18 protein-coding genes, 1 tRNA gene and 1 other annotated feature are annotated in these 19101 nt (G+C 41.7%); of the genes, 6 read left to right on the top strand and 13 right to left on the bottom strand.

Features of this window, described 5'->3' with window-relative positions:
* Positions 1-55 precede the first annotated feature (55 nt).
* The 11 genes from leuB to FZD51_RS04170 all read right to left on the bottom strand — a co-directional run bounded on the left by leuB (position 56) and on the right by FZD51_RS04170 (position 12714).
* Positions 56-1165 carry a 3-isopropylmalate dehydrogenase gene (leuB, locus tag FZD51_RS04220; protein ID WP_148973620.1) on the bottom strand — a complete coding sequence of 370 codons (1110 nt, stop codon included), beginning with the start codon at positions 1163-1165 and terminating at the stop codon, positions 56-58.
* Positions 1166-1188: 23 nt separating this feature from the next.
* Positions 1189-2721, bottom strand: a complete 1533-nt coding sequence (locus tag FZD51_RS04215) for a 2-isopropylmalate synthase (protein ID WP_148973619.1) — start codon at positions 2719-2721, stop codon at positions 1189-1191.
* Complete coding sequence (ilvC, locus tag FZD51_RS04210) at positions 2708-3730, bottom strand: ketol-acid reductoisomerase (RefSeq protein ID WP_148973618.1); 1023 nt, start codon at positions 3728-3730, stop codon at positions 2708-2710. Before ilvC ends, FZD51_RS04215 begins: the two co-directional genes overlap by 14 nt.
* A gap of 43 nt (positions 3731-3773) precedes the next feature.
* The gene (gene ilvN, locus FZD51_RS04205) at positions 3774-4292 is read right to left on the bottom strand and encodes an acetolactate synthase small subunit (RefSeq protein ID WP_022544246.1); all 519 of its coding nucleotides are present in this window, start codon (positions 4290-4292) and stop codon (positions 3774-3776) included.
* The gene (gene ilvB / locus FZD51_RS04200) at positions 4289-6004 is read right to left on the bottom strand and encodes an acetolactate synthase large subunit (RefSeq protein ID WP_148973617.1); all 1716 of its coding nucleotides are present in this window, start codon (positions 6002-6004) and stop codon (positions 4289-4291) included. Before ilvB ends, ilvN begins: the two co-directional genes overlap by 4 nt.
* An 80-nt stretch (positions 6005-6084) precedes the next feature.
* Positions 6085-6339 (bottom strand) — a binding site (T-box leader).
* 17 nt (positions 6340-6356) lie between these two features.
* The gene (gene ilvE / locus FZD51_RS04195) at positions 6357-7262 is read right to left on the bottom strand and encodes a branched-chain-amino-acid transaminase (RefSeq protein ID WP_148973616.1); all 906 of its coding nucleotides are present in this window, start codon (positions 7260-7262) and stop codon (positions 6357-6359) included.
* Positions 7263-8152: 890 nt separating this feature from the next.
* Positions 8153-8229, bottom strand: a tRNA-Arg gene (locus FZD51_RS04190).
* Positions 8230-8417: 188 nt separating this feature from the next.
* A complete protein-coding gene (locus tag FZD51_RS04185; RefSeq protein ID WP_148973615.1) occupies positions 8418-8645 on the bottom strand; it encodes a hypothetical protein in 228 nt (75 codons plus the stop codon).
* Between the two features lie 231 nt (positions 8646-8876).
* A complete protein-coding gene (locus FZD51_RS04180) occupies positions 8877-9398 on the bottom strand; it encodes a helix-turn-helix domain-containing protein (protein WP_148973614.1) in 522 nt (173 codons plus the stop codon).
* Positions 9399-10467: 1069 nt separating this feature from the next.
* A complete protein-coding gene (locus FZD51_RS04175; RefSeq protein ID WP_148973613.1) occupies positions 10468-11541 on the bottom strand; it encodes a toll/interleukin-1 receptor domain-containing protein in 1074 nt (357 codons plus the stop codon).
* Positions 11542-11772: 231 nt separating this feature from the next.
* Positions 11773-12714, bottom strand: coding sequence for a DUF4231 domain-containing protein (locus tag FZD51_RS04170; protein ID WP_148973612.1), 942 nt, complete (start codon positions 12712-12714; stop codon positions 11773-11775).
* Positions 12715-12798: 84 nt separating this feature from the next.
* Between FZD51_RS04170 and FZD51_RS04165 the strand changes: the two genes are divergently transcribed.
* The 6 genes from FZD51_RS04165 to istB all read left to right on the top strand — a co-directional run bounded on the left by FZD51_RS04165 (position 12799) and on the right by istB (position 17365).
* The gene (locus tag FZD51_RS04165) at positions 12799-13194 is read left to right on the top strand and encodes a TIR domain-containing protein (protein WP_222928607.1); all 396 of its coding nucleotides are present in this window, start codon (positions 12799-12801) and stop codon (positions 13192-13194) included.
* Positions 13195-13208: 14 nt separating this feature from the next.
* Positions 13209-13790: a toll/interleukin-1 receptor domain-containing protein gene (locus tag FZD51_RS04160; protein WP_148973610.1), complete on the top strand. Its 582-nt coding sequence runs from the start codon at positions 13209-13211 to the stop codon at positions 13788-13790.
* 414 nt (positions 13791-14204) lie between these two features.
* A complete protein-coding gene (locus FZD51_RS04150; protein ID WP_148973609.1) occupies positions 14205-15065 on the top strand; it encodes an IS3 family transposase in 861 nt (286 codons plus the stop codon).
* Between the two features lie 561 nt (positions 15066-15626).
* The gene (locus tag FZD51_RS26510; protein WP_262380689.1) at positions 15627-15911 is read left to right on the top strand and encodes a hypothetical protein; all 285 of its coding nucleotides are present in this window, start codon (positions 15627-15629) and stop codon (positions 15909-15911) included.
* A 43-nt stretch (positions 15912-15954) separates the two neighbouring features.
* The gene (locus FZD51_RS26505) at positions 15955-16662 is read left to right on the top strand and encodes a hypothetical protein (protein ID WP_262380688.1); all 708 of its coding nucleotides are present in this window, start codon (positions 15955-15957) and stop codon (positions 16660-16662) included.
* Positions 16640-17365, top strand: a complete 726-nt coding sequence (gene istB / locus FZD51_RS04140) for an IS21-like element helper ATPase IstB (RefSeq protein ID WP_148973608.1) — start codon at positions 16640-16642, stop codon at positions 17363-17365. The genes FZD51_RS26505 and istB overlap by 23 nt, the downstream gene beginning before the upstream one ends.
* 3 nt (positions 17366-17368) lie before the next feature.
* Here the strand turns inward: istB and FZD51_RS04135 are convergent, their stop codons facing one another.
* Together FZD51_RS04135 and FZD51_RS04130 are read right to left on the bottom strand one after the other, a co-directional pair.
* Positions 17369-17842 carry a P-loop nucleotide/nucleoside kinase family protein gene (locus tag FZD51_RS04135; protein WP_148973607.1) on the bottom strand — a complete coding sequence of 158 codons (474 nt, stop codon included), beginning with the start codon at positions 17840-17842 and terminating at the stop codon, positions 17369-17371.
* Positions 17843-17981: 139 nt separating this feature from the next.
* Positions 17982-19025 (bottom strand): serine hydrolase domain-containing protein, encoded by a 1044-nt coding sequence (locus FZD51_RS04130; RefSeq protein WP_262380687.1) that lies wholly within the window; start codon positions 19023-19025, stop codon positions 17982-17984.
* Between the last annotated feature and the right edge of the window lie 76 nt (positions 19026-19101).

Genomic DNA, 19101 nt, shown 5'->3' with positions numbered 1-19101 from the left:
AATCTTTTATAAATAAGTACACGGCTGGAAAACCAGCCGTGATATCCTGAATCTGTCAGGCATATGCCCCCATTATCTGCAGAATGGCTTCATTATCCAGCAGAGCAGCTTTAATTTCCTCCGTCATCACCTTGGTAGAAGCTGCCTTCCCTCCTGAAGCCAGATCAGCTGTGCGAATGCCCGATTCAAGTACATCACTGACTGCCTTCTCGATTGCAGCAGCTTCTTCTTCCATCCCGAAGGAGAGGCGGAGCATCATGGCCGCGGAAAGAATCATTCCAACCGGGTTGGCGATGCCTTTGCCTTCGATGTCCGGGGCAGATCCATGGATCGGCTCATAAAGATATGGCCCGCCTTCTGACAGGCTGGCAGATGGAAGCATGCCGAGCGATCCAGTCAGAACAGAAGCTTCATCACTTAAAATATCTCCAAACATATTCTCGGTAACAATCACATCAAATTGTTTTGGATTTTTAATGATCTGCATGGCTGCATTATCGACCAGCATATGCTCGAGCTGTATTTCGGGATAATGGGCTGCAATTTCTTCCGCCGTTTCCCTCCACATCCTGCTTGATTCAAGGACATTCGCCTTATCCACGCTCGTTACCTTTCCGTTCCTTCCGCGGGCAAGTTCAAAGGCCAGCCTTACCACCCTCTGCACTTCTTCCTTTTTATAAAATAAAGTGTCCACGGCAGATTCTTCACTGCCATTCCCTGCCCTTTCGCTCGGCTTTCCGAAGTAGAGTCCGCCCGTCAGCTCCCTTACCATTAAAAAGTCGGTACCTTCAATAACTTCCTTCTTTAAAGGAGAGGAATCTGCCACACTCGCAAAATAGCTGGTGGGCCGGAGGTTGGCATATAGATTCAGATCTTTGCGGATTTTCAGGAGGCCGCGTTCCGGCCGGAGGCTTGGATGGAGCTTTTCCCAGCGCGGCCCGCCAACAGCTCCAAGCAAAATGGCATCGCTGCTTTTACAGAGTTCGACTGTTTCATCCGGCAGCGGCACCCCGGTGGAATCAATTGCTGTTCCGCCAATTTCCCCATAGCTGAATTCAAATGTATGCCCAAATCGTTCTCCTGCAGCCTGCAGCACTTCAACTGCCCCTGCTGCCACTTCTTTTCCGATGCCGTCACCCGGCAGCACTGCGATCCGCTTCTTCATGCCTAACCCCTCCGTTGCAAGTTTTATAAAGCCACTTTCGTCTTTTCTTCCAGGTAGATGACCCTGTTAACAGCGTTCAGATAGGCTTTTGCGGATGCTTCAAGTACATCCTGCGCAAGTCCCCTCCCGCTCGTTTCCCTGCCATTGTATTTCATTTTGACGAACACCTGCGCCAGGGCATCCCTTCCGGCCCCTACCGACTGGATCCGGTAATCCAGGAGGTTCACCGTGCCATTCACTGATTTCTCCAGCGTATTGTACAATGCTTCAATGCTCCCCGCCCCGGTTGCTGCCTCCTGGACGACTTCATTCTCCCTGCCTGAAAGTGTCACCGTAGCAGTTGGCACTTGATTGGTCCCATACTGGACCTGGATCTGGAGCAGTTCATAGAATTGCTGATCCTTTGACAGCCTTTCCTCCAGTACGATGGCGGCAAGGTCATCATCTGTCATCTCTTTCTTTCTGTCTGCCAAGTCTTTAAAAATAGCAAACAGCGGTTTGATTTCCTCTTCCGGAACAGCGAGCCCGAGTTCTTCAAGGCGGGATTTAAACGCATGCCTGCCAGAATGCTTTCCGAGAACCATGGAATTGGAGTGGAAGCCGACAAGTTCAGGTGAGATGATTTCATAAGTGGTCTTCTCTTTCAGCACGCCATCCTGGTGGATGCCTGATTCATGTGCAAAAGCATTTCTGCCGACAATAGCCTTGTTCGCCGGCACTGCCATACCGGTCAGTTTGCTGACCAGGCTGCTTGTTCTGCTGATTTCCTCAAGCTTGAGGCGTGTCCCTGCCTGATAATGGTCCTGCCGTATGTGCAGAGCGACGGCAAGCTCTTCCAGCGCAGCATTCCCGGCCCGTTCCCCGATGCCGTTGATCGTCCCTTCAATTTGTCCAGCTCCATTTTCGATGGCTGCAAGAGAGTTGGCAATCGCCATGCCAAGATCATCATGACAGTGAGCCGATAATATGACTTTATCAATGGAAGGAACATTCTCTCTTAAATATTGAAAGACTTTCCCATACTCACCTGGCGAAATATATCCGACCGTATCCGGTATATTGATGACACGCGCCCCGGCCTGGATGACTTCCTCAACGATGCGGGCCAGAAAAGGAAGCTCCGTCCGGCAGGCATCCTCTGCCGACCATTGAATGAGCGGGAATTTCCCGGCTGCATATTTCACAGCAGAAACCGCCGTCTCAATGACTTCTTCCTTTGACTGCTTCAGCTTATACTGCCGGTGGATGGGAGAGGTTGCGAGGAAGACGTGGAGCCTCGGATCCTCCCCCTCTCTCAATGCTTCCCAGGCTGCATCAATATCTGATATCACCGATCTTGCAAGCCCTGTAACCGAGCAGTTCCTGATGAGGGTGGCGATTTCACGGACTGAAGTAAAATCACCTTTTGAAGCTGCCGGAAACCCGGCTTCTATAATATCGACATTAAGCCTTTCGAGCTGTTTGGCAATTTCCAGCTTTTCAGATAGATTCAAGTTGACTCCTGCAGACTGTTCCCCGTCACGCAAAGTCGTGTCAAAGATGTTAATGGTTCGCACTGACAGCCACTTCTTTCTTTTTCTCTTTATTCACAAATGGCATCATTTTTCTCAGCTCCCTGCCGACCTGTTCAATCGGATGCTCATTTTCACTTGCAAGGATACTGTTGAAGACCGGACGGTTTGCCTGGTTTTCCAGGATCCAGCCTTTCGCGAACTTGCCTTCCTGGATATCCTTCAGGACAGCTTTCATCTCCTGCTTCACTCTCTCATCGACTACTCTCGGCCCGCTGACAAAATCACCCCATTGCGCTGTATCGGAAATGCTGTAGCGCATGCCTTCAAGGCCGCCTTCATACATCAGGTCAACAATCAGCTTCAGTTCGTGGAGACACTCAAAGTATGCCAGCTCAGGCTGATAGCCTGCCTCAGTCAATGTTTCAAAACCTGCTTTCACAAGTGATGTAAGGCCTCCGCACAGTACAGCCTGTTCGCCGAATAAATCAGTTTCTGTTTCTTCCTTGAAAGTGGTTTCCAGCGCCCCTGCCCTCAGTGCCCCAATCGCTCTGGCATAAGCGAGCGCAAGCTCCTGGGCTTCTCCCGTTACATCCTGATGGACTGCAAATAATGCCGGCACCCCTGCTCCTTCCTGATATGTCCTTCTTACCAGGTGGCCAGGGCCCTTAGGAGCCACAAGCAGGACATCACATGTTTTTGGGGCCACAATCTGATGGAAATGGATATTGAATCCATGCGCGAAAAGCAAGGCTTGATTTGTCAGGTTCGGCTCAATTTCATCCTTATAGACTTTAGGCTGAAGCTCATCCGGCAGGAGGATCATGACAATATCGCTTTGAGCAACAGACTCTCCAACAGAAAATACCGGGAACCCATCCTCTGACGCTTTATCCCATGAATTTCCTTTTCTCAGGCCGATTACTACATCAGCACCGCTGTCCCTCAGGTTTTGCGCATGGGCATGGCCCTGTGACCCATAGCCGATTACCGCAACTTTCTTTCCATTCAGATATGCTGGATTTGCGTCTCCGTTATAATACATTTTCGCCATGATTCATTCTCCCTCTCGTTTTTGAATTTTATTTGAATTATTTTTACACGATTGAATAATTCTTCGGCTGCCCCTGGCTCCTCTGGCTTCCTCTTGTAAAGGCTGTTGTCCCTGTCCGGGCAATCTCCTTGATTCCATACGGCTTTACAAGTTCAATGAAGGCTTCTATTTTTTCCGACTCGCCTGTAATTTGGATGACCAGGCTGTCTTTGCCGACATCTATCACCGATGCCCGGAAAGGCTCAATCAGCGAGTATAACTCACTCCTCGCCTGCGGAAGCGAGAGCACCTTTATGAGCGCAAGCTCCCTGGCGACAATCTGCTGGCCGCTTATATCATTTACTTTCAAAATATCAATCTGTTTATTGAGCTGTTTCGCAATCTGCTCTGCTGCCTCTTCATTGTCAACATGGACCGTGCAGGTGATCCGGGAAATCCCCTCCTGTTCGGAATGCCCGACCGAGATGCTTTCAATATTGAAGTTGCGCTTTGAGAACAGATTGGTGATTCTATTGAGGACCCCCGGCCTGTTCATCACGGTTAAACAGATGATTCGTTTCATGGTTTTACACCTTCCATCTCATGGTGCCCTTTGCCCGGGGCGATCATCGGGAATACATTTTCATCAGGAGCTATCCTGAAATCGAATAATACCGGCTCATCGCTTTTGAGCGCTTCATCCAGCACCTTTTCGGCCTCTTCCTCCGTACGGATTTCATAGGCTTTGATATCATAGGCTTCCGCCAGCTTGACAAAGGAAGGCTGATACTGGGCTTTACTGTGCGAAAAACGGGAATCATAAAAGATTTCCTGCCACTGCCTTACCATCCCAAGCGCCCTGTTATTGAAGATGGCTATCTTTACCGGGAGATTAAGCTCACGGATCAGGCCGAGCTCCTGTGCGGACATCTGGAAGCCGCCGTCGCCAACAATCGAAATGACCAGGGAATCCGGTGCAGCAAGCTGAGCTCCGATGGCCGCAGGCATTCCGAATCCCATCGTGCCGAGACCCCCTGAAGTGACCCATCTCCCCGCTTCCTTAAAGCGGTAATATTGGGCTGCCCACATTTGATGCTGGCCGACATCTGTTGTGACAATTGCATCTCCGCCCGTCTTTTCAAACAAAAGCTCCATGACCCGCTGCGGCTTCAAGTCAGCCGATTTGTGAAAATAGTAAGGGAATTCTTCCTTCCAGCTTTTAAGCTTTGCCATCCATTCATCATGTTCAGGAGGCTCCCCCTTCTGGCTCACAAGCTGGTTCAAAGCTTCTTTTGCATCAGCCACAACCGGAATCAGTGTTGGGACATTTTTGCCGATCTCTGCAGGGTCGATATCAACATGGGCCACATCTGCCTTAGGTGCAAAATAGGCAAGATTGCCGGTGAGCCTGTCATCAAATCTCGCCCCGATATTGATGAGCAGATCGCATTCATGCAAAGCCATATTGGCTGCATAGCATCCATGCATACCGGCCATCCCGACAAACAGGCTGTGATCTGCAGGAAAGCCCCCGAGTCCGAGAAGGGTATGCACGACCGGAAGCTGCTGCTGTTCGGCATATTGCTTAAGCAATCCGGAAGCCTTTGCATGCAGGACACCCGCCCCTGCCAGGATGACCGGCCTTTTCGCGCGGCTCACAGCTTCTGTCAGCTTGCGGATCTGAAGATAGTTTGGCTTTAGAGTCGGCTGGTAGCCCGGGAGGAAGATCTCTGTCTCCTCAGAGGGCTGTTCGGCGCCTGCCGCAATATCCTTCGGAATATCAATCAATACCGGACCAGGCCTCCCTGTAGAAGCAATATGAAAGGCCTCCTTCACAATCCTCGGAATGTCCGCTATGCTCCTTGCCTGATAGTTGTACTTGGTTATCGGGGTGGTGATCCCGAGGATGTCAGCCTCCTGGAAGGCATCCGTTCCAATGACGCCTGTTGCCACCTGCCCGGTAATGACGACAAGAGGCAAGGAATCCATCATGGCGTCGGCAAGGCCTGTTACAATATTGGTCGCCCCCGGTCCTGAAGTGGCGATGACAACTCCAGGCTTGCCGGAAATCCTCGCATATCCTTCCGCAGCATGGATGCCTCCCTGTTCATGCCTGGGAAGCACATGAAGTATGCCAGAATCATAGATTTTGTCATAAATCGGAAGAACAGCTCCTCCCGGATAGCCAAAAATCACTTCCACCTGTTCCTTCTCCAGCGCCTGCAACAGCAGTTCTGCACCGGTTGCCGGCTTCGAGCCAGTCTTGTTTTCTGCAAAGGCAGCTTCCTGCAGCATTTTGAAATAACCTCCTTTTGATTCAAGAAAAAAACAATATAAAAAGCCTTCCCATCCCCAAGAACGCCTGCATCAGCAGACGAAGGGATGAAAAGGCTTTGTCAGCCTGTTCCACGGTACCACCCTGATTCACGCAATTTGCGTGCACTTATGGACGGCAGCTGCCATCCTTTTTGATAACGGGTGCTCTCACACCCGGCCGGCCCTACTCGTCAAGCTTTCAGGCCGGCGCTCTGAGGGGAGTTCATGATGCGGCAGGAATGCCGGCTCTCAGCCTGCCCGGCTCTCTGTAAATCCTGATCCGCAAAACTACTTATCCTCATCCGCGCTTTTAACATATAGTGATCAGCTGTCAGCTTACATGGGGTTCAAAACGCTTCGATGCTACTTTAACACCTTCTGAAACTACTCTTTCCCTAAATTTCACCAGAAGCTCTTTTGTATGTGCCCCTGGACAGCCTTCACCGATTGTCCGGCCGTCCACCTTTACGACTGCAATGACTTCCGCTGCCGTCCCTGTAAGGAATACTTCATCTGCCGTATAAACATCGTGCCTCGTGAAAGGCTCCTCCTTCACTTCATAGCCAAGCCCCCTGGCAATTTCCATGACCGCATTGCGGGTGATCCCTTCAAGCGCCCCGACGTATCCCGGAGGCGTGTAAAAGCATTTATCCTTGATGATGAACACATTGTCAGCTGAACCCTCCGCGACATAGCCCTGATCATTCAGCATGAGTGCTTCACTGACATTTGCCAGGCGGGCCTCAATCCTCACCAGCACATTGTTCAAATAGTTCAATGACTTAACTTTAGGGCTCAATACATCAGGTCTGTTCCTTCTTGTCGCTACCGTGACAATCTCAAGCCCTGTTTCATACAATTCTTTCGGAAAGATGCTCAGCGGCTCGACAATCACGACAACATTTGCTTTTTTGCAATTGTAAGGGTCCAGCCCAAGATCTCCCACTCCCCTGGAAACAACGACCCTGATGTAGGCATCTTCATACGAATTCTTTTCGACAGTGGCAACAATGATATCTGTCAGCTCTTCCTCCGTATATGGCATTGTCAGCAATATGGATTTGGCTGAACGGTAAAGCCGGTCCATATGCTCTTTCATCCTGAAGATATTTCCGCTGTATACCCGGATCCCTTCAAAAATGCCGTCGCCATACAGGAAGCCATGGTCATAAACGGATATTTTTGCATTCTCTTTCGTCACAAACTCCCCGTTTAAAAATATCAATTGCTCAGACACGAATAACACCTCTTCGATTTAATGTATACACGCTTTAAACGGTTGAAATGACAAGTTAAAAAAATATGGGTTCCACACTTTCAATTCCGGTGTGGCGCGGTTTGTTTTATTATTTGAGGACTATCTTACGCTCATTTTTTTAGGGAGTCAACACCATTTTCAAGAATTATTTGATAATTTAGATTAATCTGATTTATTGAATGCGCTTACATTGCTTGTATATATGAATTTATTCAGCCAAGAAATATTTTATTTTATTTTTCAATCCCTTGATCCGATTATTCCGCTCTTTTATAGCAGCATAAAGTGATCCTTGCTAGGGATATTCTTAAGAATGCTTTTTCAATATAAAGATGGAGCATGCAGGATTTAATGGCGGATTTTCAACGAGTATATAATATAGAAGAAATCAGTTAATCATGTCAGGTTTACTGACATACAAAGAAGCGCTTTCATTTGACGGGAGGTATAATATTCAGCTGCAGCACTGAGTACCTTTATAAATTCTGTAACCTTAATCGGAGAAAATTAAGTTTTTTCCAGGAAGAACCAAAGCGTAAGTGCCTTGAACACCAAAAAAGACCACGTCCAGGGGCAATTTCAGCAGGAACAGCTCCCCTGTGGCATCGAACCCTCACCGGCATGAAAAGGAGTGAGTCATGTATAGCAAGAGGCTTTATCTATGCATGATTAGCATGAAAAGAAGTGAATCATGCATAGTAAGAGGCTTAAACAATGCATGATCGGTATGAAAAAGAGGCTTGTAATCCTGAGAACCCAAGCGCAGCGGCTGGACGCGGATCAAGAATTTATTGTTATTGTTTCCTTAACCACAAAAAAACCGCCATTTGATTAAAATCAAACAGCGGTAATATAGGTGTATGTAGTAATGGCGTCCCAGGAGAGATTCGAACTCCCGACCGACGGCTTAGAAGGCCGTTGCTCTATCCTGCTGAGCTAGTGGGACAATACAGTTCCTTATCAGCCAAAACACAGGCATATTAAGAGACTACCACAGATTTAATTTTCAAGTTAATGAAAAGTGGGGATTAGAACAAATCCCAAACAAAGTTCTATTACCCAGATAACAGAATAACTCAGTCACTATTCAGTTATCAAACAATTTATCTTCTTATCCCCACTCTTTATACTTAGCTATTCTAACAGTTTGGATTCCCTTATACTCCTCAGAAATTTCTTGTAATCCTCACAGCCAAAATACTCTTCAAATAACAGTGCAATATGATTATCAGAAACAGCATCTAAATTTTTAATGTTTAGATTAAGAGATAAATACCTTTCAAATAAAGTTATCTCCTCTTTAAGTTCAGCTTGAAAATCCTCTCTAATTTCCTTACCTTTTTTAGTAATAACTTTGTACATATCATCCATCTCCTTATTGCTGTTTATTGTAAATACCCTTCATTTTGCAAACTATGACATGCTGAGGAGTTACAGACAAAAAGAGAGTCAATACATCTAATTAATTGATGCCAGTGCCTCATTTTAATTATAAATGGTTTTCAATTTTCTCTTTCACCTGCGTTATCCAATATTGGTGTCAAACTGTAGTAAATTCAATTGTAATTTATTCATTTAAAAATACTCCATAAATTAATTAATCTCAACAGCCTCTAAATCCTCATATTCCTCAGATTGAATATCATCCCCTGAGTAAACCTCATAATCTAAATAGCAGTTTATTGGATGATAAAGATAAAACTCCTGTCCATCCTTTTTTCTAATTTTAATTGCCTCTAGAAGCTTTCTGTGCTTATTAATGATTACTCCTACCTGTTGTCTAGTAAGCCCTACTAGCTTTCCAATGCTCTCCTGTGAAATCCAAGCAAATCCATCCTTATCTGTATGAGCAGCAATAACATGCAAAACTTTCAATGCCGATGGATGGAGTTTTACTAATCCTCCTTGAGCAACAAAATCTTTGTCTAATGATAGATAAACTTTTTTCTCAATTTCATCAGTGACAATATTATAGGACTCCTTGGAAGACAGATGTATAAAAGTCTCTTGCACCATATCAGAGTTAGCTAGTCTTTCCCTGAGCAGGGTTTTCCCCTGTTCAATGGACTCTTGTGGAATATGCTTGGTTTTTTCTTTCTCAATAATTTCATTCATGTTCTTCCATTACCTCCTAATAATTATGTTGTTTGTTACTCATTTTGTTACAAAGGTTTAGGATAGTTGCGCTATACATTCTTTATAAACTATCAAGTCTTTGTAACCTATATTGTCTTTCAGTTCTTTCTAATCTTTAGTGTTAAGTACAGTTGCCCCCCTTGATGGATAGATAAAACTATCTCACATGAACATATATAGATAAGATTAGGTGCTGTTGACCTACCATCATTCCTATTGTTAGATGGAAACTTAGTAATTGTGATAGGCTATTTAGAGATTAAAGATGTGCTGATCCAACTTGCTCGCCCTGACCACATACCTATCATTAGATGTTCATCTCTTACTGTGACAAAGCAGGGAGGGGAGTAATGTGGAGTTATACAGATAATTGGAAGAAAAAGTTTGTTCTTGGATTATTTAGCGCGATTAAGTATTGGTGTATTGAGGTTTCAGAAGTCCAAAAACCAAAGTTGTTCCAAGACATAAAAAAATTTATGTTTGCCTTATGCAAACAAAAGAGCAGTCCTGAAAGGTTGCCCTACAGAATGCCCTTTTCCTTAGATATATTGTACAGACAGTTGAGACAAAAATAATTGTAAACTGAGCCAATCCCCTGAGGAATCCCTGTTTGCTTACAGAGCAAGCCCTAAGCGTAAAGTCGATCATAAGCCTTAGCTGCATAACAAATTACCTAATACATCATAAGCATTAAAAATTAGGAACAGCAGAGAAAAATTCAGGAAGAGATTGGGACAATAGCGCTTAAGGGGAGTTTCAGGGGGGATTAGGCGGTGTGAATCAGGGCGAGAATTATATCGAAAATCCCTATAATATAAAATATCTAATAACACTGGGCCTCACAGTGATTTGAAAAAAATCTGGTTATTCTCAAATTCAGTAGGAAACCCTTCAGATAATGAGACAGAACTAATAAGAGCATATTTATTAATTTGTCCCTATTTAACTATGTTGATTCTAATAAAAAGAAAAGACCGGAAATCGGTCTTTATTTGTAAGGCTATCTAAACTAAAGAGTTAATTCCACATTGTTTAATTTTATAGCTGTTTAAGAACCAGAATGATAAATTGATACTCCTAGAACTTTCTCCCAGAAAGGTGAGTATATCAAATCAAACATTATATCTTCATACTCTTCTTCAAATCGAGTTGTTGTTTTATCATCCTCAATGTCATCCATGAAATATTGTAATTCTTTAATAGCCTGCTGAATTTTAATTATTCTAGGATGATCATCATTTGGCACCCAGCCATCGTCCCATATAATGTATCCTTCATTCTCTAATCTTTTTAAGTCTGCCTGTTCAGTTGGGGAGTAAAAACCTCCACTACCTGACCTTTCTCTAGATTCTTTATAAGTTTGAAATATAACACTAGGAACAAGTCTTGGAAGTTTTCTTAGCAGCATTTGCAATTCATTTGTCTTTTCTTCAAAGTTCTCCCATTCATCCATACTCTTATAATCAAACTCTTTTATTTCCTCAGCATCTTTCATGCTTCTTAATGCCTGATTTTCTTTTCTATACTCTTCTACTTCTTTTTCGCTTGACTCAAGTGCCTGCTTATACTCCTCTAGTTCTTTCATTAAACTTTTAACTGTTGCAGCTGTAACTATAGGTCTGTCCTTCATTTCATTCATGTAAGGAATTAATAGTTCATTGAAAAAGGTTTTTGCTCGAGTATTAAATCTAGGTATGTTAACTTCTCCAATTTCTCTATCAATCATTGCTTGAGCTAATCTTGATAAATCATCTATTGAATTAAGTGTTATTGTTTGCAACCAAGTACTATATGGAGTATTTTCAAGAGCATTATGATTAAGTGGAGGTATGATTACTGGCACTAATCCTGTTTTATTTACCCAACTAGCTCCTAGTTCACATAAGCAGAATTGACTTTCTAAAAAATTTGGAGTTATTAAAGGTAAGACTATACTTGCTTCTTCCAACCCACTGCGAATTGTCTCAATCCAATCTTCCCCTATTTTCAGTTCATCATCTGAGGTTAAGAAAAAGTTACTCCTGTGTAGATTGAACTGTGTTTGTAACATGTCCATTAAACTTCTTGCCAAATGGGCATCCCTACTGGAATGACTTATAAAAATTTTGGTCAATTTTGACACGCCCCTACTATTGTCGTTTTATAAATATGCATACAAATTATACCATTCAAAAGATAGCAGTGAATATAAGCAATTTTACAAGTATTTTTAACTACCTGTTACTGTACAGTGACAATCAGCATTGCTTACTATTGATCCTTTACTGGTTTTATAGTGTTATTCTCATTTGTATAAAGGAATTAAGCGAAAACTTTTAAGCCCCACAAAAAAAGACCTCTTTTTGCTCAGAGGTCAATCTTTCAGTAGTTCTCTCAATTTTGTATGGTCTCTTCTAGCAATCCATAATGTATGTTCGCGTGAGATGGCTTTTTCTGCATCTTCCACAAAACTTAAAAAGTCTCTAGCATTGTCTATTTGATTACCTTGATTGTAAATAATATCAAGTTCAAATGCTGTTGTACTATACGCTTGCTGTAACTCCTGATATCTCTTTACTTGAATCCAAGATACAATGGCAGTACTAGCAGAAGAAAGGAAGCCAACCAGATCAGAAGTTATATTTGAATTTTTAACAATAAAAAAAATCGCAAGCAAAGCCAAAATTTGCAATAACACACTTATAGAGAACCACTTATTTTTCTCGTCAGAATTTGTTTTAGCTTTATCTGCATACCAGCCACGCTGATCTTTTATCCTTTGATCAAGGTATATATCTTTCTTCTCTTGCCAACTTAAATTTCTAAAGTTTTTCATTGCCTGAGTAATTATTGTTGGTGCATTCTCATCTAATAGTTTTATTCGCTCAAGAATATCCTCATTATTTTCCATGATAGACTTTAAATCTGCTACAAATCTCTCATCTACTGGGATCGGATCCTCTGAGTTTTCATAAGGAGCAGTACAATTAACATACTTCCATCCCATGGTTTTCAATGACTCAGCAACCGCTCGACCTTCATACCAAAATTTCTGGAGTTTTGATTGGTGAACCATGATTGAACAAATAATACTTATTAAAATACAGACTATTATAAAACTGTTTAATACAAGCAAAGTGTTATAGAACCTTTCGCTTATCAAGCCTGTAATACAACTTACACCTGATGCTACTATCAATGGAATAACTGTTCCCTTAAACGCATGTATATATTTTTTTTGCGCCTTATTTGATATATCATCTGCATGTTTGTAATATGAGGAAAACTCCTTCTCAATTTCTACATTATTTGACATTTTATACCTCCATCATTGCTAGTGGATAATTTTTCTATTACAATTAATATACTATATTTTAACCTATAATTAGGAGGATTTATAATGAATAAGACTGTTTTCGTAAGTTTTGATTATGACATGGACTCTCATTATAAAAGACTATTAAATGCATGGAATGCAAATTCTAGCTTTTCATTTGGATTTACTGATCATTCTATAACTGTTCCTATCAATAGTACCAATGCGAGTGTAATAAAAGCAGGTATAACTAAAAAATTAAGTCAAGCCAGATATTGTCTTGTAATAATAGGTAAAGATACACATAGAAGTGAGTGGGTCTCATGGGAGATCAATAAAGCAAAAGAGCTGGGCTTACAATTGTTAGGAGTTAAAACTCATTATAACAATACAACTCCCACACCTTTACTCAGATCCAATACAGCATGGGCAAATAGCTTTACCCTGGATGGAATAATTACTGCCTTAAACAAAGCTTAAGTAGAGGTGTCTAAATGAGACCAACAGGAAAAAACCTAGCAGACCCTCAAATTTATAAATCTGCTTACTTTGAAGCGTCTTATGCTAAAAGGGCTTGTATTTTTTTATCCCATACCCGCCTAGATAAAGATCATGTTATTAAGGTAGGGGATTATATCATGCAGTCAGGTTTTGATATATATTTAGATATTTATGATAAAGAACTGCAAAGAGCTGCAGACTTGGGGGATCATCAAGCAATCACGCAATGTTTAGAAAAAGGTATTGTAAATAGTACCCATATGCTATGTTGTTTATCCGAAAAGACTAAACACTCTTGGTGGGTCCCATATGAAATGGGATATGGAAAAAGTAAGGAACATGGAATAGCAACTCTGCTCTTAAAAGATGTTAATCTTGAAGACATACCTTCTTATCTGTATATCTCAGATGTCATAAAAGGTATAAAAAGTCTAAATGCGTATTTACACAAGCTTAGCCAGGAAACAGAATCACTCCTTGAGAAATATGCCCAAAATGACATAGCCTCTCCTAATACAATAAAAGAATTTGCATCACCTCACCCTTTAGATAATTACCTAAAATGGAGAGAATAAAAAAGCCACTGTATATGATATTGTCCCCTTTAAGTAGACATTCAAAAAAACCTTCATGTTACCATGGAGGAAAGAATGCTACTTGGAGGGGATTTTTTCATGGCAAAGAAAGGACAAACTTTTAATAGCTATTCGGAGGAGTTTAACTTAATGCCGTCATGAGATTCGTGAATGGGTCTAAAAGTTATAAAGTGTTGGCAGAAGAATTGGGAATTCGTCACTGTAGCCAGCTAAAAGTGTGGGTTAAGAAATGGAAAGAAGGAGTACCGTTTGATGAGCGTAATGGAGTCTCTAACCCTTTAAAAGGCAGGCCTAGGACTAAATTCAAATCGGTTAAGAGGAAAGGGATTATCTAAAGGCACAGGTTGACTTTCTAAAAAAGCAGTATCCAAATCTGGTAAAGGAGGAGGAACCATACCCAGAGGATTAAAGTATGAGCTGATCGATGAGTTAAGGGATACCTATCCGGTATCCTGGCTGCTGGAAATAGCCTATATCAAACCGGCTAGTTATTACAAATGGAGAAAAACAAATGCTATACGGGAAGAAAAGGCAAGGGGTGACCATGACATTCGAGAACACATATTAGGGATTCATTTCATACATCCTGAATATGGTCGGCCGCGTATTACTGACGAATTACATGAAAACGGGTATGTAGTTAACCACAAGAAGATTAACAGGCTGATGAAGGAAATGGATATACAATCAGTCATCCGGAAGAAAAGAAAACGGCACGGTCATAGTCCTACTATCATCTTCCCTAATCGCCTTAAAAGGAATTTTAAGGCTGCAGGACCTAATCAAAAAATGATAACTGATATCACATTTGTGTCTGTTGGAGAAGAATTTTATTATTTATCGGTCATACAGGACCTCTTTAATAACGAAATAGTAAGTTGGGAGCTATCTAAGAGAAATGACTTGGAACTTGTGTTAAATACAGTAGAAAAATGGACAAAGAAAAAAGACGTAGCTGAAGCCGTTCTCCATTCAGATCAAGGCTTTCAATACACGTCAAAGCTATACAGCAGCCGATTAGAGAAGAATGGCATCAAGGGCAGCCACTCTCGAAAAGGAAACTACCTGGACAACGCGTGTGTTGAATCATTCTTCTTACACCTTAAAGCCGAGAAGCTGTATTTAAAATGTAAGTCAGAAAAAGAACTAGAGCAAGCTCTTGAGGATTACGTCTACTATTACAACTACAAAAGAAGACAAAAGAAACTAAAGAAACGCGCGCCGATTGAATATCGAAACGCGCTCACTGCATAGCTTTTTATATTGTCTACTTGACAGGTGTTTATTGCAAAATAAAAGTGCAGAACTTTGCAAAGTAAAAATGCAGAGTGATGCACTATTTTTATAGGGCATAAAAAAAAACTTGCCAGTCACCCCAAGTCCCTCTACTGTAATTGGTGTCGAATCAATTTAGAGTGGAGGAAAGAAAGGATGCTAGCAATGTCTGATATCAATTGTATCAAACTTCTACGAAACAACAAAGGCTTATCAATTACCAAAATACAAGAATTACTGAAGATTAATTGGAGGACGGCGAAGAAGTACGCTGATGGAGAACAGCTTCCGAAAGAAATGACACCTAAGAAAAAGGGCTTAATGTATTGAAGGAAAATGGGGAGAGATCGTGTCTGACTGGCTATTTGAGAATTCCAAGATGAAGCGGAAGGACAGAAGGACAAACAAGCAGTTATTTAACGAACTCATAGACTTGGGTTTTACGGGGTCCTATCGGACCGTCTGTTACTTTATACAAGAGTGGAAGAATACACATAGTGAAGTTTCGAACGATTGGATCACCCTCCTGGCGAGGCACAAGTGGACTTTGGAGTAATGGAGGCGGTTCAGGAAGGTGAACTAGTAGATATCCGGGCATTAATCATGTCTTATCCTTATAGTAATGCTGGCTTTGCAGTTCCTCTACCAGCTGAAAATCAGGAATGTTTTCTATTTGGGTTAAAGGAGCTTTTCAAACAATCCGGTGGAGTCCCTATGAGAATAAGAATTGATAATTTATCTCCAGCAGTTAAGAAAGTGCGCTCAAAAATGGAAGAAGCACAGCTGACAGACGAGTTTGTCTCTTTCCAGAATCTATGGGTTTGAGGTTCAAGCATGTAATCCAAGAAGCGGTCATGAAAAAGGGAACGTGGAAAATAAAGTAGGTTACATTCGGTATAATTTCTTTAATAAGGCACCGGTAATGAATAATATTGAGGACCTAACACAACAATTGGAGAAACAATTGATAGAGGACAGAAATCGGTTGCATTATGAGAAAGACGTATTCATCCACGAATTGTGGGACCAGGAGAGGAAGCATCTCCTCCAGCTGCCAGAAACCGATTATCCTGTATTCAAGGAGGAACTTGGCACTGTAAATAAACTCAATGAAATGAAGATTGATCAGAAACTGATTCATGTGCCGAAAGCTTCCAACTACAGCCAACTTCATATCCATTTAACCTGGGATACAGTAAAAGTGATTTCCCCAGACGGGGAAATTTTGTTGGACGATTATCGGCCATATATGAAAAAGAGAAAGAGCTTACCTTGGTTATCTATTTTTAAAACCTGGATATCTAAACCCAGAGCAGTTGCTTATTCAAGATATAAAGAGTACCTGCCTGGCAGGGTTAGTGACTTTGTGCTGGTAGAGAATTTAATCATACGAAAAGACCGTTTAAATGCAATAGCAAGCTTATTGATTACACATGATATGAAGCAAATAAACGAAGAATTTTATGATCTCATTGCCCAGCAGAAATTAGGGGCCGAAGAWGATCCCTACGGGATTAATATGGTGAAATATGATGCCCTAGCGGAGGTACCTTATGAGCACTCAGTTACGAAGTAAATGCAAGTCGTTGAGGCTAGCTTATGTTCCAGATGTCTACGAGAATATCCCCTTCGAAAGTAGGGAGCAATTTCTAAACGATATTTTTGATGAGGAATTTAGATTAAGAGAAGCAGCAAAGGCTCAGCGGCTAATGAAGAAAGCAAAATTCTTAGATAAGAAAAATCTCGAGACCTATGAATGGAACGACAAAATACACTTTCCTTCACATCTTACCAAAGGAGAATTGGTGGACCTTCACTTTATAAATCAGAAGCAAAATGTTGTCCTTGTGGGAACTCCAGGCACTGGTAAAACCCACTTGGCCACTGGATTAGGAAGGAAGGCTTGTGAGGCAGGATACGAAGTGGGATTCTATCGTGTATCCCATCTAGTTGAGGAATTGGAAAAGGCCCTTCGGCTCAACCGCCTGGCCCAGTTTAGAAATAGGATCCAAAAGTTGGATCTCATTATTCTGGATGAGATGGGTTACCTGCCTTTCAGCAAAGAAGGAGCAGAGCTGCTTTTCCAATTGATTTCCGAGTGCTATGAGCAAAAAAGCCTCATCCTAACATCTAATTTGGAATTTAGCCAGTGGAACAGAATATTCTCAGATTCGAGACTGACAGCAGCTTTAGTGGATCGCTTGATCCATCATGCGCATATCATAAGTTTTCATGGAGAGAGTTACCGTCTTTCTAATGCGCTTTCCAAAAGAAGGTAAATATCAAGGGTGGCAAACCTCTGCAGTTTTTATTGCATTACTCTGCACTTTTTTCTTGCAAAATACAAACGCCTCTTCAGAACTTACTTCTCTTATTTGACTTATCATTCTCTCTCGATTTTTTAATCTATAATTAACCTCATTAATATCATTAAGATAGCACTCAACGTATTTGTATTTTGCCTTATACTTTTTAGCTAAATCTATGCCTCTATCTACCATTTCTTCATAAAGACAGGGACTATCAAATATCACATGATGTCCTTGTGATAAGTTAAAGTCAATTAAAGACCAGTCAATATTATACGAAATGTTACCAGCGATTTTTCCATCAATCGGCGTACCCTTTATGGAATGTAATAAAGCAGATTTTACAATGTCATGGTCTATGACAACTGCTCCTGTCCTCTTAGCAATTTGTCGAGAAAGCGTGGACTTTCCAGAACCAGGGAAGCCGGACATTTGAACAAAAAACATCTATTTGTCCTCCATTATTTATCCTATACCTATTGGGCTATCCTGTCCCGCTAGTAAAAGAATCCCACAAAAGGGATCCTATACAGGTACTAATATTTCTTACCATCTTAGGGCTGTTGTCTTACATAAGCCCCTTTCATTAGTGCGTTGTCCTTGTCTTTATGGAACAGTTATAAACGGTGTCTCCAAAAGAGCGTATGTCGCTGAGATAATCGTACCCCTCAGATGAACCATACCTGTTAAACATCCTTACTGCTACTACGTTTTCATCTGGTATAACTAGCAGAGCTACATTAGTGTATCCGAGTAATTGATAGGATCCTTTTGGGACTGAATCGCCTATTTGGCTAAAGGTATGATTCGTGTCTTTAACAAACCATAAAAAGCCATTCTTTTGAATAGGAATCATTGGGTTAGGAGTCTGGATGGAGGTAGCCATTTGTATGATCTCTTTTGGGATAAGTTGTTTTTCACCCCACCTCCCTTCTTTTAAGTGAAGGTAGCCCCATAAGGCAAGTTCTTTTGCAGATACATACATGTTCATTCCTGAACCATCTACTATATCCGTCTCAGTCCAAAAGGGGTTATCTGCATCTCGAATAGTGTCTGCAATCTTTGAATGAGGCTGACTCATCTTAATCCATTCTGTTGATTGAAGACCGACAGGCAAAATAACTTCCTCTTTTACGATATCTGCAACAGATTTTCCCGTTGTTTTTTTAATGATTCTTGTTAACAACTCCACACTGAAATCTCTATAGGCCCACGATTCACCAGGTCTAAATTCACTTACTGGTTTACCGCCAATTATTTTAAGTCCATGCGTATGGGTTAATAAATGACGAATCTTTATACCTTCATATGCGGATAAATGAGGCTCTTCAGCAAACCGTCGAATCGGATCATCAATGGAAAAGTGGCCATTGTATATAGAGTAAGCAGCAGCAAAACCGATATAAGCCTTTCTAACAGATGCAATATGGAATTGAGTATCTTCTTTAACATCGCTAGCATCCTTAGCACTCGACTGTTTACCAAAATAAGACTCTGTTACAACCTTGTCATTGTGAATAATAAATAGAGCAGCACCTGTAGAACCTAACTTTTCAGCACTTCTTTTTACATGATTGTGTACATCTTCAAACAAGTTTGTGTAATCGCTTGTTAGTATCAGTCTTTCCACTCTCCTTTAAAAATCAAAAAATGCCCCCAATATAAATGGAGGCACTATGCAACATGACTGTTTTTAACCATTAAGG

Origin of the sequence: Bacillus infantis (assembly GCF_008180445.1) — a bacterium.
GTDB lineage: Bacteria > Bacillota > Bacilli > Bacillales > Cytobacillaceae > Bacillus_AB > Bacillus_AB infantis_B.
This window is presented reverse-complemented; position numbering and strand designations above follow the sequence as displayed.

What these genes read in the sequence shown, in the direction of transcription:
- FZD51_RS04135 (WP_148973607.1), bottom strand. Translation starts at nt 17,842, where the DNA reads ATGTTTTTTGTTCAAATGTCCGGCTTCCCTGGTTCTGGAAAGTCCACG.
- ilvC (WP_148973618.1), bottom strand. Translation starts at nt 3,730, where the DNA reads ATGGCGAAAATGTATTATAACGGAGACGCAAATCCAGCATATCTGAAT.
- FZD51_RS04185 (WP_148973615.1), bottom strand. Translation starts at nt 8,645, where the DNA reads ATGTACAAAGTTATTACTAAAAAAGGTAAGGAAATTAGAGAGGATTTT.
- FZD51_RS04170 (WP_148973612.1), bottom strand. Translation starts at nt 12,714, where the DNA reads ATGTCAAATAATGTAGAAATTGAGAAGGAGTTTTCCTCATATTACAAA.
- istB (WP_148973608.1), top strand. Translation starts at nt 16,640, where the DNA reads ATGAGCACTCAGTTACGAAGTAAATGCAAGTCGTTGAGGCTAGCTTAT.
- FZD51_RS04160 (WP_148973610.1), top strand. Translation starts at nt 13,209, where the DNA reads ATGAGACCAACAGGAAAAAACCTAGCAGACCCTCAAATTTATAAATCT.
- leuB (WP_148973620.1), bottom strand. Translation starts at nt 1,165, where the DNA reads ATGAAGAAGCGGATCGCAGTGCTGCCGGGTGACGGCATCGGAAAAGAA.
- ilvN (WP_022544246.1), bottom strand. Translation starts at nt 4,292, where the DNA reads ATGAAACGAATCATCTGTTTAACCGTGATGAACAGGCCGGGGGTCCTC.
- ilvB (WP_148973617.1), bottom strand. Translation starts at nt 6,004, where the DNA reads ATGCTGCAGGAAGCTGCCTTTGCAGAAAACAAGACTGGCTCGAAGCCG.
- FZD51_RS04180 (WP_148973614.1), bottom strand. Translation starts at nt 9,398, where the DNA reads ATGAATGAAATTATTGAGAAAGAAAAAACCAAGCATATTCCACAAGAG.
- FZD51_RS04165 (WP_222928607.1), top strand. Translation starts at nt 12,799, where the DNA reads ATGAATAAGACTGTTTTCGTAAGTTTTGATTATGACATGGACTCTCAT.